The following is a 13,712-nucleotide window of genomic DNA, read 5'->3' on the forward strand; positions in this document are numbered from 1 at the left end:
CGGCGCCCTACCCTTCCCCGAGGTGACCGCCCCGGAGTGCGAGCCGGATGAACAGCCCGCCATCAGCAGGCAAGAGAGCAGCACCGGTGGCACGGCGCGGCAGAGAGACCCCATGACAACCCCTCATGAACAAGCGATGACTGGATACATGCTCCCCCACCCCAAGGCCTGTCTACCGCCGGATTTCAGGGGCACGGGTGTACGCCGGGCCGACTGACCCAGCACGGCTTGCTGAGATGCGCCGTAACTGTTCCCGGCCTAAAAGGGCGGAGCAGCAGCGGCTGCGTGACGAGCATCGGCTGGGGAGGGCACTGCTCAGGTCATCGAGATGCGGTCGGCTACCGGGGGCGCCAGGTGCGGATTTCCAGGTGGAGGATCTGGGCGTCGGCGCGGATGCGTCCGGTTTCCACGAGCCATTGGTGGACGGCTGCCGTAACGTCTCCGCCTGAGGCGTCGACTCGGCGGGCGAAGTCGGTCGCGTCGAAGCCTCCGGTCTGGGCGGAGCCGTAGGAGCGTTCTTCGGTGTGGTCGGCGCGTTGGATGACGTCGCGGCGGATTCCGGGTGAATCGGTGCGGCTGCCGGAGGGGTGCAGGTAGCCGGTCTTCGCGAGGCGGACGGTGAAGGCAAGACGCAGCCCGCGGCGGGCGGCTTCGGCGATCAAGGGGCGCAGGCGGGCGGAGCCGGAGGCGATGGCCTGGGCGCCGACGCGGCCGGTGCCGGTGCCGGTGGGGGTGATCAGGACGGCTTTGCCGCGTACGCGGGCGCGGGCGCCGGAGGCGGTAGTGCGGCGGGTGATGTGGCGGGCGGCGATGGCGGAGAGTTCGGGCAGGTCAGTGATGCCGCCTACTTCGATGGCGGTGAGGACTTCTTGGAGGGCAGGGACGAAGGCTGCGCCTTTGTTCTTGGTGTAGAACTGCGAGACCAGGGAGGGGTCCCGGTCGATGATGCGGGCGATGTCACGTTTGGTGTAGCCGGCTTGCTGGAGCCGGTCGGCCAGGAGGGCCGCCTCGTTCAAGGCTTCCTGGCCGGTGGCCTGGGCTCGGCGGCGGGGTGGCATCAGGGCTCCTGGCTGGTGGTAAGGGCGGTTCGTCCGGCGTCCCGCAGGGTGAGAAGTTCCTCCTCGCTGGTGGGGGCGGGCAGGGGTCCGTTGAGGTGGCCGCGCAGTAGGTAGTCGCCGGGCTGGTGGTGGTAGGGCCAGTTCTGGGGCTGGGTGAGGTAGAGGGCGTCGGTACGGAAGGCGACGACAGTACCGGGCAGGGCGTGCAGTGCGCCGGCGTAGGTGTCGTCGTCACGGTGACGTTGGGTGAGCAGGGCGGCGCGGGCGCCGGACCAGATGGCGGCTGCCCATTCGGGGTGGGCGTTAGGGTCACGGGCGAAGCCGGTGGGCTTTTGCCAAGTGATGTGTTCGTCGTCGAAGGCGATGATTTCGGCGTCCGCGGGCACCTCGCGTTCGGCCGTGCGGGGGGTGGTGCCAGTGACCATGCGGGGGCGCTGGGCGAAGGCGCCGATGCCGTAGAGCAGGATGGAGCGCACGGCGCGGGATGCGAGGTGAGCGGCGCGGGCTTGCTGGGGATCGCCCTGGAATTGGGCCTGGGCGGAGAGGTTAGTCCAGGTCTCTTTGAGTTTCTTGGCCCAGTCGTCCAGGGGTTTGCCGTCCTCCCACAGGATGCCGTCGAGGATCTCGATCTTCCACGGCTGGATTGGGTTGGTCAGGGCGGTGTAGATCTCGGGTCCGCCGGCCCAGGTGGTGAAGGTGGTGCCGGGGGTGGCCGGGTAGTGCCAGGCGCGGTCGCCGGGGGCAGGTGCGGACAGCAGACCGACGTGGTTCCAGGTGTCGGGGACGGTCACGCGTACCTGCCAGTGCCCGCACCCGTACAGGGCACGCATCTGCTCCTTCTCCGACCAGGCGGCGAAGGTGGCGGCGGTGATGCGGCGGGGGGTGCCGACCGGGGACTTCCAGGTGTGCTTGGCGTAGGCGAAGGTGCGGTCGTACTCGACGAGCCGGGGCAACTGGTCCGGGACACGGGGCGGGGTGATCAGTTCATTACGTCCCTGACCTGCGGTGGCGTGCAGCAGGCCGCGCAGTTCCTCGGACAGGGCGGGGAAGCCGTCGGCGTACTGGCCGCGTTGCGGGATGGTGCGGGTCCACAGGTCGCGGCCGGTCTGGGAGGGGGAGCCCATGATCACGGCGTCGTTCCAGTGGCGGCGCAGGGCCTGCCACAGCAGGACGAAAGCGTCGCGGATGACGGTGGGGGCGTCGCCGTCGGTGTCGAACCACTCCCCCACCGAGCGGATCTCAACGTGGCTGTCGCTGTTCTCGCGCTGGTAGCGGCCGACGGGGTTGCGGGCGTGGACGAAGTGCCCGGCCATCCGGTCGCGACCGCGGCCGGTGTCGGTACGCCAGCCCGGGATCGGCGCATTGAGCCAGGCGGCGACGGCGTCGCGGAGGTAGGGGAAGCGGTCTGCGTCGCGGTGCCAGGGATCGCCAGCGGTGATGTAGATCCGCTCCACGCCCTCGGGGATGGTGTGGAAGACGGCCGTGAGGATGTCGGCCGCGGTGGCGTTGCCGAGGTCGAGGTGGTGGGTCTGCTGGCGGTGGACCAGGACGCCAGTGTTGGCGTCCAGGAAGACGGTCGAGCGGGCCTGCTGGGTGAAGTTCGGCCGAGTGGATGCCAGGCCTGGTGTGTGGGTGAACCAGTCGTCGCCGGTGGTGCCTTCGGGAATCGAGGGAAGACTGCGCGCTGAGGGAGCCGACTGCAGGGTCGCCGGGATGGCGGAGTCGGCGGGGGCTGGTGGGGTGGTGGGCTGTGGGCGGTCGGCGCTCGCCTCAGTGGCGACCGGGGCGCACCTCCTCAAGGAGCACGCCACCGGCGACTACACCATCGCCGAGCTCGCCGAGCTGTACTCCGTCAGCCGGGCGACGGTGTACCGCGTCCTCGAACGCGCCCACGATGTCTCCTGACGCACCGAAACCGTTCTCACCAGGGCAAACGTCACGATTGCGGCTGGTGACACGTTCGTTGACGGCACGACGGCCGTGGGTTCAGCGTGACTGAGGTGCTTTCATTGGGAACCCACGGCGCCTTTGGCAGGCAGGCATGGACGTGCGGTGGGTCCGTTGCCGCTGAATCGGCAGGTCCTTCACCACTGGGCTCACTCGGCGCGCTGTCCGACGCGGAGGACGCTCAGGTAACGGCGTGATGCTCGGTCACCCATCCGCGTGCGGATGTGCTCGGCGATTGCGTCGAGCAGGGGCTCACGGACGTCGCGGTCGAGCCTGCGGTACAGCGACAACGAACGAAGGTGATCGGCAAAGCCGTCCCCGTTGAACCACTGAACGGTTGGGTACCAGCGCACGATCGCTGGGCCGAACAAGTCTCCGGGGTCGTCGACCAGGCCCCAGCCCTCGTCGGTGGTGCGCACGGCGTCCTCCAGGGGAGGACGACCCCAGCCGGGGTTCCCAGGGCAGAACCGCTCGTGGAGATCGGCGGTCTCGGCGTACACCTCCGGCTCTCCCGGTCGGCGGACAACGACGTTGCCGAGCAGTGCCATCCAGCCTGCGGGATGGAGCACGTCGTGCGCCCGCTGCCAGCCGATCGAGGGGTCGACCGAGTGCCACGACGACGCAGCCACGAGGACATCGAAGCGTCGACCTCGGTCGTCCCACTCCTCAAACATCGACGTCTCGACTTCGACGTTGCCGAAGGTGGCGATCCGCTGGCGAGCGAGTGCGGCCATGTCCGCGCCCGGCTCGATGGCGGTCACTGAGCACCCGAGCGCTGACAGCGAGCGCGTCGCCTGGCCGGTACCGCAGCCCACCTCCAGCACCAACGACATTTCGTCCATGCCGGTGACGGCGACAAGGTCCGCGAACAGCTCGTCAGGGTATCCCGGCCGGACCCGGTCGTAGAGCTCGGGGACTTCGTTGAACACTCGGCCGATGTCCTGCCGATTCGGGCGCATCTGCGGATCATCAGTCACGAGCGCACAAGCTATGAGGCTCGTCCACGGGGCACCACTGGTTTAACGGCAGCTCCTCGACAGCAGCCGTGCCGGTCTTTTCTGTCTGCTCCGCCAGCACCGTTCGGCCGGGGATCCCTTCACGGGCAGCTGTCAAGACCACCCGCTCTGCCTTCCGGCCGCATCTCGGCGGTCTGCTCGATCTGGTCATAGAGCAGGTTTTGGGCGATGGCCGCGTAGCGGCTCGCGGCGCTGTGGGACAGGTTGAAGACCAGGGCGAGATGCAGTGGGTCGGCGCCGGCGGTCAGCGCCTCGTGCAGTACCCGGTCGCCGCGTATGCGTTCGAGGTAGACGCCCTGGTGCAGCAAGTGCCGTTTAAGGTATTCGGGGCCCACGGGCCCGGTCCCAGGGCTGTCTTCGCGTTGATCAGGACGTGCCGGTTGGGGGTCTTTGGCCAGGTGGCCCGGCGCTGGTCGAGCCAGGCCAGCAGGGTCTGGTGGGGCAGTTCGCCGAGCCGTTGGCTATGTCCGGCGATGGTGATCCTGCGGTTGGGCAGGTCGAGGTCGTCCAAGCTGAGGTGTCGGATGGCCGTAGCGCGGGCGGCGTAGGCGGCGGCCAGGGCGACGATCAGCCGTTGAGCCGGGGTGACGGCGATCCGCTGGACGGCGAGCACTTCGTCGTCGGTCATCGGCAACAGGCTGCGTGGGATGTCCTCCGTCCTGAGCCGGGTGGTGGGGTTGGCGAAGATCAGGCCGCGCTTCTTGGCGAAGCGGAACAGTGAGCGCAGTGCCGCGATGGCGTTGCGACGCTGCCATCCACGCAGAGGTGACAGCGCGGCCGTGACGTCGGCGACGGTGATTTCGCGCAGGTGATCACGAGTCGTCGCCCAGTTCTCCAGCAGGGGGCGGACACAGCCGAAGTAGACGTAGAGACAGGTACGTGACCGGGGTTTGGCGCGCCTGTCACCGTCGAGGAGGACCAGCAGCCAGGCGCGGACGGCGCCGGCGAATCCGTCGGGCAGTTCGCCGGTGCGGTCGTCGATCCAGGAGCGGATCGACGAGGCGCTGTCATCTTCCAGAAGGTCCAGGGTACTGCTCGCAGTGCCCCTTCTGCCGATCATCCCTGGAGAAGCACAATCTTGTGCGGGAGACAGCGCGTCCTCCCCCGTCGAAAAGCTGTGTCGCAAGCGTCACCGCCGGATGGAGACAGCGCCGCTCGTTTCACCGACCCCAGGCCGTCACCGCAGTGTGTCGTCCAGCCAGTCGTAGATGCGGGCGAGGGCCAGTCGCTGGGCGCCCGCCTGGCAGTGGGCATCGGCACCCTCCGCCGAGGTGAACTCCATCAGGGTCCGGGGGCAGGTGAGGTGGTCGTGGAGCTGCCGGGCCTGCCCACCGAAGAACAGGTCCTCGACGGCCTCGCAGACCAGCGTGGGGCACTCGATCCGTTCGGCGAGGCCGTCACGGAGGTGGTAGTCGAGATAGGCGGCACCGAAGGCACGGGGGGTGTCGGCTCCCATCACGTACATGCCGTGGTTCAACGCCCACCGCATGACCGGGTCGGTGGCCATCAAGTGGTCCAGGCGGGCGTCGAGTTCGGGGTCCGAGACCGCGCGGAGCCGCCGTTCGGCCTCGTCCCGGTCACCTGGTACGACGTTGGTGACCGCCTGGCCGAGGTCGTAGACGCCGTCCAGGGCGATCACCGCCGCCAGCCGGCGTTCGAAGGCCGCCGCCCTCGGGGCGAGCAGTCCGCCCATGCTGTTGCCGAGCAACGCGACCCGGCCTGCGTCGACTTCCGGCAGGGTCAGCGCGAAGTCGAGGACGGGGCCCACGACATTCTCCCAGTCCGGACGGAAGACCAGCCCGTCGTGGTGCAACGGCCCCGGCTGCCCCGGGCCTTCGAAGACGAGGACGGTGTAGCCGCGCTCCACACCCGCCATCGCTCCGAAGAAGTGCATCTCTTCGGCCGTGCCGTCGAAGCCGTTGTGCATCACCACGGTCGGCCGGGCGGTCGTGGAGGCGTCGGCCCGGTAGAGGTAGCCGGGCAGGGTGCCGCCTTCGTAGGGGATGCGGACCGGCTCGATCCGTGGGGTGGTGAACAGTTCCGCAGCGGCGTGGAAGCACTCCACGCTGCGGTCGTAGGCGTGGTGGTGGCGGGGGTCGCACGGGTTTCCGTGCAGGAAGAACTCCGCCGACCGGTAGTAGTTCGACGCCCGGAGGAATCCGTCACGGGCGCTGACTGGGTGGCCCTGCGCCAGGGCTCGCTGGGCCTCGGCGGACACGCGGTCTGCGGTGGCCAGCCACTCGTCGTGCCAGCTGCCGTAGTCGCCCTGCACGATGCGCACGCTCGTCGAGACGACCTCGCCGAAGTCGGCCCCGCCGTAGGTGATGTGGCCGAACGACCGCAGGGTCTCGTACCAGAACTGGGCGTCCTTCGGGAACAGCAGGGGTTTCATGATCGCTCCTTGTCGTGAGGGGGCTTGGGGATGTCCGGGGGATGTCCGGGGCCCTGGGGGACGAGTCGTGCCCGTCCCCCAGGGCGGGTGATGGTCAGTCCCGGTTGCGCTGGGGGGCGCTGTCGGGGATCCAGGAGCCGTGGAGTCCGGCGCTCACCCGGTGGGGCAGGTGGACGGTGGCGATCCGGTCGAGGCCCGAGGCGTCGAGGACCAGCAGGTGCGAGGCGTCCTGCTTGAGGTCGGAGACGACGGTGAGCAGGTATCCGTCGTCCTCGCGGGTTGCTTCGGCGGCGGGGACGAACACGGCTTCGCTGGGCATGCGGGCGTCGCCGACCTGGTGGATGCGGCGGGCACCGCTGGTGCGGTCGTACTTGACGATGCCGTAGCCGCCGAAGCCCTTCTCGTCGGGGAAGGAGATGGCGTACTGGTACCGGTTCTCGGCGCCCAGGTACTCCTCGTTGAGAGTCGGGAACTCCACCGGCAGGTCGTCGATGATCTGCTCGTCGACGCTGCCGGCCGTCAAGTCCACCACCCAGCGGCGGGTGTAGGAGCGGGCGACGGGCTCACTGCCGCGCCCGGGCGCGCCGATCCACCAGTTCCAGGAGAGGTGGAAGCCCTCGCGGTCCACCGTGGGGCCCTCCAGGACGATGCGGCCCTGGCCGTCCTCGAAGGCGTTGGCGACGTGCAGCATGTTGCCCGGTTCGATGGAGAACCAGCGGATGTGCCCGGTGCCGTCCTTCCCTCGGGGCATGACACCGATGCGGGAGGGCTGCCGGTCACTCCAGCCGTAGGGGATGCCGGAGTGGTCGGCCGGGTCGAAGGTGACGTTGCCCTCGACGAAGACCACGTGGCGGCGCGTGATCGCGAAGTCGTGCTTGAGCGAGGCGGTCGCTCCCTGCACCTCGGCACTGTGGACGATCTCACCCTTGGCGTCGGCGACGTAGTACACCAGGTAGGGCGGGAACGGCGAGGATCCGAAGAAGTGGAGCTCCCCCGTCAGCGGGTCCTCCTTGGGGTGCGCGGTCATCGCGGTGCGCAGCTTGCCGTCGAAGTCGTAGACGCCGACCGTATCCAGGTCCTGGCCCAGTTCGAAGGGGTAGTTCGCCTCGCACAGGGCGAGCAGCCGCCCGGCGTGCTCGATGACGTGGGTGCCGGCGGTGCTGGCGGTCAGGTCCGGTCCGTGCTCGGTCATGTAGGGAGCGCCGTCCAGGGCGGGGGTGTGCACCCAGCGGTTGCGGTACCACTCGGCGCGGCCCTCGCGCAGCCGGATGCCGTGGACCATGCCGCTGCCCTTGAACCAGTGGGTGGGGGTGACACCGGGCTTGGGGTTGTGGCCGTTGCGCAGCAGCCGGCCGGTCAGCTCGGCGGGCAGGGTGCCCTCGACGGTGAGTCCGGTGGCGGTGATCTCGTCGGCGACGGGGGTGTAGTGGCCGGTCAGGTACGGCTTGTCAGCAGTCATGGAAGAAGCCTCTTTCGGTGATGCGACGTAATGTGGTGTGTCGTCAGGCGATCCGTTCTGCACGCGCCTTGAGGCTGGCGAGCCAGTTCTCCAGGGACTGGTGGAGGGCCTTGCCGAGCCGGTCGGCCGCGGCTTCGACCGGGGTGCCGCTCCAGGACTCCTCGGTGCGGACGGTGACGTGGTCGCCGCTCTGCTCGAACGTCCATACGTGCATGCCGGTGATGCCGTCGGCGGGGCCGCCCCACACGATCCGCTCGCCGGGGACCAGTTCGCGCACGGTGGAGGTGATGTCCAGGCCGTGGGTTCGCCAGGTGAAGGAACTTCCGGGCGTCAGCGGGCCGTTGGGCGCGGCCCGGTCGATGTCCGGGTTCCATGTGGGCCAGGCCGCGATGTCGGTGTGCAGGTCCCACACCGTCGTGAGCGGGGCGTCGACAACAGTGCTCAGGCGGACGATGACAGGGGCGGTCTCGTCGATGGTGACCATGGATGTGCTTCCATTTCTGATGGCTTGTGCCGATGGTTGACGGCTTGTGCCGGTGGTTGATGGCTTGTGCCGGTGGCGCGGCTGATCCAACGGTTCAGCCGATGCGGGACGCTCGTGGGGTGTACGGGCCGGAGGCCGGGCAGGTGGGGGCGGTTGCGGTCCGCTCACCGGTACGGCGGGTGAGGAGCGGCGCGAGGAAGGCCGTGACGGCGAGGACCGCGGACGAGACGGTGAAGGCGACCCGGTAGCCCGCGGTGAGCGCCTCCACGTGCGACCGGTGGACCGCTGCGCTCGCGGTGACCGAGGCGGCGAGTGTCGCGAGGGCGGCGAGTCCGATCGCGCCACCGACCTGGCGGGTGGTGTTCACCAGTCCCCCGGCAAGGCCCGCGTCCTGTGGCGGGACGCCGTCCACGGCGAGTGCGGTGAGCTGGACGAAGGCGATGCTCAAGCCGAGGCCGACCAGGATGCTGGGACCGAGGACGCCGACGACGTAGCTCCCGTCGGCGCTGATCCGCGACAGCCACAGCAGGCCCGCGGCCTCGGTGAGCAGGGCTGCCGTCACGGTCGCGGTGGCGCCGATGCGCCGGGACAGGCGCGGGGCCAGGGCCGATCCGAGCATGTTGGCCACCGCGAGGGGGAGTTGGCCCATGCCGGCTGCCAGGGGGCCGGCTCCGAGGACCTGTTGCTGGTAGAGCGGCAGGAAGAAGAACAGGGCGATCCACACGGATCCCAGCAGGGCCATCAGCAGGTTGCCCGCGGCCACCCGGCCCGTGGTGAACATGCGCGGCGGTATCAGCGCGTTCGGCCGGCGCAGCTCGATCACGCCGAAGGCCGCGAGCAGTGCGGCGGCGGCGCCGAGGGCACCGAGCACCCGGCCGTCCGACCAGCCGACGCCGCGTGCGGTGGTCAGTCCCCAGACCAGGGCGGTCAGGGCAAGGGTGACGGTGACGGTGCCCAGCAGATCGAAGCGCCCGGCCTTGCGGCCGGCCGACGGTGGGACGAGTACCGCCACGGCGGCCAGGACGAGTACGGTCCCGAGCGCGACGGAGTAGAAGACCCATGCCCAGCCCCACGCCTGCGTGAGGACACCACCCAGCAGGACGCCGCCCGCTCCTCCGGCCCCGGACACCGCGCCCCACACCCCCAGTGCCCTTCCGCGCCCGGGACCGGGCGGGAACAGGTCCATGGCCAGGGCCAACGCCGCGGGGGCGATGGCGGCGGCACCGAGGCCCTGAACGGCGCGGGCCGTGATCAGCACGCCCGGAAAGGGGGCCGCTCCCGCTGCCAGCGAGGCAGCCGCGAACAGAGCGAGGCCGGCGGCCAGCACCCGGCGGCGACCGAGTAGGTCGGCCGCCCGCCCCCCGGCCAGAAGAAGCGCGCCGAACGCCAGGCCGTAGGCGTTGACCACCCAGGTGGTGCCACCGTCCGACAGGCCGACACCGGCGCGGATCTGCGGCAGCGCGACGTTCACGATCGAGGTGGCGAGCATGACGGTGAACTGGGCCGCAGCGAGCACCGCGAGCACGGCCGACTGCTTGGGGGCGGGCGGGGTCCGCCCCGGTTGTGTGCGTGGGAGGTTCATGGCGCACAGCCTCGTGCGGAGCGGTGTCCACTCTCCAGGTCAGTCAGGGTTGATGACTGTCCACTCCTGTCCGCAGCTGTCCACCCCGTCCTGCCGACGCCGGGCGCCGGCCGTGGCTATCGGGGCCCGTGCAGCTCCTGCCGCCACAGGGCCTCGCAGAGCAGGTCCATGTCCTGGCGCAGGTGGCGCCGGTAGGTGCCGTACGGCAGGGCGAGGCGGCGGGCGGCGGCCTCCTGGGTGGGCGCGCCGGAGAAGTAGCCCGCCGTCAGGGCCTCGCGGGCGCGCACGCCGCGCGGGTCACCGGCAAGGTCGTCGACGGCCCGGCGGAGCAGGGCGCGCAGTTCTTGGACGGGGTCGGAGAGGTCGGCCGCCAGCCGGGTCCGCATCAGGGCGCAGGCTGCGAAGGCGGCCGGATCGCGCCAGTGCGTCAGGGCTTCGCGCACGGCCTGGTCGAACGCGGTGCGAGAGAAGCCCGACGGCCCGGACGGGGCAGGGGCGTCGGTGGCCGAGATGAAGCGGCCGAGCCAGGCCTCGACGGGCACTTGGCGCCAGTCGACGCCGAACAGGCCGTAGGTGTGCTCGCCGACCCGCGGTCGCGCACCGGTGTCGCTGAGGGTGCCCTTGACGCGCTCAGCCCAGGTCTCGGCATCCCGCCAGACGGCGAAGCCGTAGGCACGGCCGCGGGCGCGGGCGGCCTCCGCCTGGGCGCGCGAACTGCTCAGGTCGATGACGCGTGAGGGGACCTGGTACCGCTCGGGGTAGACCGAGAAGCGGCTGATGCCGATGTGTTCGCCGGGGCTCACCGGCGCGGTGGCGTCGGTGTACCTCCATGCTGCGGCGACGACGGGATCGGTGGCCAGGTCCTGGGGGTCGGGCGGGGCCGGCAGGGCGAGCCGGGCGGTGAACGCCACGATGCGGCCCGTGCTGACGAGACGATAGACGCTGAAGGCCTGCGGCTGGCGCTGTGCCCAGTAGCGGACCAGTTCTGCCGAGGCGCGCCCCTCGGTCTCCGCTGCCATCCGCAGCACGACGTCCATGTCGTCCGGGTGCAGTGGGCGGTCGTGCACCTCGTCCTCGCGGGACCAGGTGCGTAGCCGGGCCAGGATCTTCCCCTCGCGGAAGAGGTAGAAGAGCTCGTCGGTGACGGTCCAGACCCGTTCCTCGGGCGCCTCGCGCAGCAGGCGCAGGTATTCCTCCGCCAGTCGCCGGCGCATCGTCACGAACGCCTGGGGAGCCCGCCAGCGAAGATCGGCGGCGAGCGTCTCGCGTGCCGCGTCGTGCGGGTGCAGCCCGCGGTGCGTGGACTCCATGAAGGGCAGGTCCCGCAGCCAGGAGAAGAGAAGATGGGCGTCCTCGTCCGGCAGCACCGCGGTGAGCAGTTCCTCCGACGTCGAGTGAGCCTGTGCCGCCACCTCCAGGGCACGGCGGTGGGCAGCCGAGGGCACCTCACCGATCAGTCCTGTCAGCAGGGTTCGCAGGACATCCGCCGAAGGGGACCAGATCTCCTCTCGGCTGCAGCCCGTCGATCCTGCGGCGGCCGCGAGGGACAACGCCAGGGGGTTGCCTCCGGCGAAGCGCAGTACCCGGTCACGCAGTTCGGGTCGGATCCGCGCCGCGGCCAGCAGGCTCCGGGCCTGTTCCTCGGAGAACGGCTCCAGCTCGGTCGCGTGCAAGAGCCCGGCCCAGGCGGGGTCGGCGGTCCACTGCGGCTGCGGAGCGAGCCGGCCGGCCAGGACGACGAGGGCGCCGTCAGCGGCGCGCGGCAGAAAGTGCTGCCACAGCCAGCTTTCCAGCCACTGGCAGTGTTCGAAGGAGTCCAGGAGCAGGACCGTGCCGGGAACGTCCAGGAAAGGACCGGCCGCGCGCTCGAAAGCGTCCGGGTCCCGGCTGACGAAACGGCCGTCCAGTTCGACGAGCAGCCGGCCTGCCGCACGGGCCTGGTCCGCCAGGCAGCGCAGAAGCGTCGACTTCCCTATGCCGCCCGGCCCGAACACGTAGAACGCGAACGGCGCCTGCGGATCGCCGGCCAAGGCCCTCTCGAAGCACCTGAGTTCCTCGTCCCGGCCGACGAAGGCCCGTATGCGTGCCCTGCTCAGTCTCTCGCCCACGGACACCATGGCCGCTCCCGTCCCCATGTCTCGGCACCGGACAGCCATGTCCGGAGACATCCACCGGCCCTCGCGGAGACGGGCATCGGCCGAAGGCGCGTCTTGCGGTGGTCCGTCCGCCGCCTCTTGCGCCGTCCCGCTCCAACCGATCGGGACCACGCCACGCACTCGTTCGGATAGACGGCTTTCAGCCTCTCGAGGTTCGCACGGCCCCCATGAGGACCTCCGGAAGGCAGCACGTGCCGAAGGTCCCGTCCTGTCACTTGACGAGACCCAGGTTCCCGTCGTCGGGATGGCCGGTGACCAGGAGGGTGGTCTCTTCGACGCGCTGGAAGCGACCGTCGGGCGCGAACCGGGCGAAGAGGTAGACCTCGGTGCGGGACGTGCGGCCGTTGTGCTGGGTGATGGTGACGGTGTGGCGGTCGGCGTAGCGCAGTCCGTCGCGGAGTTCGTCGTGGACCTCTATGTGTCCGCTGCGGACCAGGGAGCGGAGACGTGTCATGTGCTGTGCGAAGGAGGTCCGGTCACTCCACACGCCATCCGTGCGTTGGCGGTAGTCGGGGGTGAAGTGCCGGTCGAGGGCTTCGTCGAGGTCGAGGGCCGGTTCGAAGAGCAGGTCTGTGAGGGCGCGGGTGATGTCCGTCGGTGTCATCGCTGTTTTCTCCTGAGCAGGATGGGGGCCGTCCGGCGGGGCTGCTGCGGACGGGAGAGGTGCCACCCGCCCCGCCGGAGGTCAGTGAAGTTCGGGCGTCGTTCGGGCGGGGGTGAAGTCCACGCAGAGGGAGGCGGGGCCACGGGTGTACAGGCCGGTCTCCCGGTAGTCGAGGCCGGGGGTGTGGCGGATCTGGTCGAGCAGGGAGAGGAGCATCGCGGCGACAGTCTCGATCTCCGCGCGTGCGAAGGCTGCGCCGACGCACTGGTGGAGTCCCGAGCCGAAAGCCAGGTGTTGGGCGGCAGCGGTGAAGGAGCGGGCGGTGCCCAGGTCCGTACGACGGATGTCGAAAGTGTCCGGCACGGCGAAGGCGTCGGGGTCACGGTTGGCTGCACCGATCATGCAGAAGACGGTGGCACCTGCCGGGACGGTGCTGCCGGCGAACACGGCGTCCCGTTCCGCCCGGCGGGGGACGAGCTGGACGGGCGGGGTGTAGCGCAGTGTCTCGGCGATCGCGGCGGACAGCAGGGTCGGATCCTGGCGGACCTGCGCCAGCTGCTCCGGGTGGTCGATCAGGTGCTTGAAAAGGAGGGCGAGCGTCTTGTCGGCGGGCTCGGTGGCGGCGGCCAGGACGTTGATGATCAGCGCGGTCACCTCGCGGTCGCACATGGCGATGCCGTCGAACTCGGCGGTGCACAGCCTCGATATCAGGTCCTCGCCGGGGTGACGGCGGCGCTCTTGTATGACGGGAACGAGGTAGGCCTCGAGTTGCTCGGCACAGTCCATGCAGTGCCGCCGGCGTTCGGGGGTGAGGACGATACTGGTGATGAACTCGGCGACCCCACTGTGCCAGGCGGCGACCTGCTGCCAGTCCTTCTTGTCCAGGCCGAGAACGTCGAGCGTCACGCAGACGGCCAGGGGCTTGCCGAAGTCGTTGACGAGGTCTAGGTTCTGTCTCTTTGGTCAGCGTCGAGTCCAGATGAGGATGCTGGCGAGGTGGAGTGCGGCCTGGTA

At 70.0% G+C, this 13,712-nt stretch carries 13 protein-coding genes; 1 reads left to right on the forward strand and 12 read right to left on the reverse strand.

Annotated features, from left to right (window positions below; translation table 11 throughout):
• Nucleotides 1-338: 338 nt before the first annotated feature.
• Together ABT171_RS40420 and ABT171_RS40425 are read right to left on the reverse strand one after the other, a co-directional pair.
• Nucleotides 339-1,058, reverse strand: coding sequence for a helix-turn-helix domain containing protein (locus ABT171_RS40420; protein WP_351251782.1), 720 nt, complete (start codon nt 1,056-1,058; stop codon nt 339-341).
• The gene (locus tag ABT171_RS40425) at nt 1,058-2,857 is read right to left on the reverse strand and encodes an alpha-amylase family protein (protein WP_351251784.1); all 1,800 of its coding nucleotides are present in this window, start codon (nt 2,855-2,857) and stop codon (nt 1,058-1,060) included. The genes ABT171_RS40420 and ABT171_RS40425 overlap by 1 nt, the downstream gene beginning before the upstream one ends.
• On the opposite strand from ABT171_RS40425, the gene ABT171_RS40430 reads away from it, so the two are divergent.
• Nucleotides 2,832-2,963 carry a helix-turn-helix domain-containing protein gene (locus ABT171_RS40430; RefSeq protein WP_351251786.1) on the forward strand — a complete coding sequence of 44 codons (132 nt, stop codon included), beginning with the start codon at nt 2,832-2,834 and terminating at the stop codon, nt 2,961-2,963. The two genes, ABT171_RS40425 and ABT171_RS40430, sit on opposite strands and share 26 nt — an antisense overlap.
• A 191-nt stretch (nt 2,964-3,154) precedes the next feature.
• On the opposite strand, the gene ABT171_RS40435 is transcribed toward ABT171_RS40430, so the two are convergent.
• The 10 genes from ABT171_RS40435 to ABT171_RS40480 form a co-directional block, all read right to left on the reverse strand.
• Complete coding sequence (locus ABT171_RS40435) at nt 3,155-3,982, reverse strand: class I SAM-dependent methyltransferase (RefSeq protein WP_351251787.1); 828 nt, start codon at nt 3,980-3,982, stop codon at nt 3,155-3,157.
• Between the two features lie 119 nt (nt 3,983-4,101).
• Entirely contained in the window at nt 4,102-4,329 is a 228-nt protein-coding gene (locus ABT171_RS40440) for a hypothetical protein (protein ID WP_351251789.1), read from the reverse strand.
• Nucleotides 4,266-5,081 (reverse strand): hypothetical protein, encoded by an 816-nt coding sequence (locus ABT171_RS40445; RefSeq protein ID WP_351251791.1) that lies wholly within the window; start codon nt 5,079-5,081, stop codon nt 4,266-4,268. The genes ABT171_RS40440 and ABT171_RS40445 overlap by 64 nt, the downstream gene beginning before the upstream one ends.
• A 117-nt stretch (nt 5,082-5,198) precedes the next feature.
• On the reverse strand, nt 5,199-6,413 hold the full coding sequence (locus ABT171_RS40450; RefSeq protein WP_351251793.1) for an alpha/beta hydrolase family protein: 1,215 nt from the start codon (nt 6,411-6,413) through the stop codon (nt 5,199-5,201).
• Between the two features lie 94 nt (nt 6,414-6,507).
• Nucleotides 6,508-7,872: a carotenoid oxygenase family protein gene (locus tag ABT171_RS40455; RefSeq protein WP_351251795.1), complete on the reverse strand. Its 1,365-nt coding sequence runs from the start codon at nt 7,870-7,872 to the stop codon at nt 6,508-6,510.
• Between the two features lie 43 nt (nt 7,873-7,915).
• Nucleotides 7,916-8,356 carry an SRPBCC family protein gene (locus ABT171_RS40460; protein WP_351251797.1) on the reverse strand — a complete coding sequence of 147 codons (441 nt, stop codon included), beginning with the start codon at nt 8,354-8,356 and terminating at the stop codon, nt 7,916-7,918.
• Nucleotides 8,357-8,450: 94 nt separating this feature from the next.
• Complete coding sequence (locus tag ABT171_RS40465; RefSeq protein WP_351251798.1) at nt 8,451-9,938, reverse strand: MFS transporter; 1,488 nt, start codon at nt 9,936-9,938, stop codon at nt 8,451-8,453.
• Nucleotides 9,939-10,054: 116 nt separating this feature from the next.
• Complete coding sequence (locus tag ABT171_RS40470) at nt 10,055-12,046, reverse strand: ATP-binding protein (RefSeq protein ID WP_351251800.1); 1,992 nt, start codon at nt 12,044-12,046, stop codon at nt 10,055-10,057.
• A gap of 259 nt (nt 12,047-12,305) precedes the next feature.
• Nucleotides 12,306-12,698 carry a nuclear transport factor 2 family protein gene (locus ABT171_RS40475; protein WP_351251802.1) on the reverse strand — a complete coding sequence of 131 codons (393 nt, stop codon included), beginning with the start codon at nt 12,696-12,698 and terminating at the stop codon, nt 12,306-12,308.
• Between the two features lie 81 nt (nt 12,699-12,779).
• Entirely contained in the window at nt 12,780-13,604 is an 825-nt protein-coding gene (locus ABT171_RS40480) for a cytochrome P450 (RefSeq protein WP_351251805.1), read from the reverse strand.
• Nucleotides 13,605-13,712: the final 108 nt, after the last annotated feature.

Source organism: Streptomyces sp. NPDC001851, assembly GCF_040297165.1.
Lineage (GTDB): Bacteria > Actinomycetota > Actinomycetes > Streptomycetales > Streptomycetaceae > Streptomyces.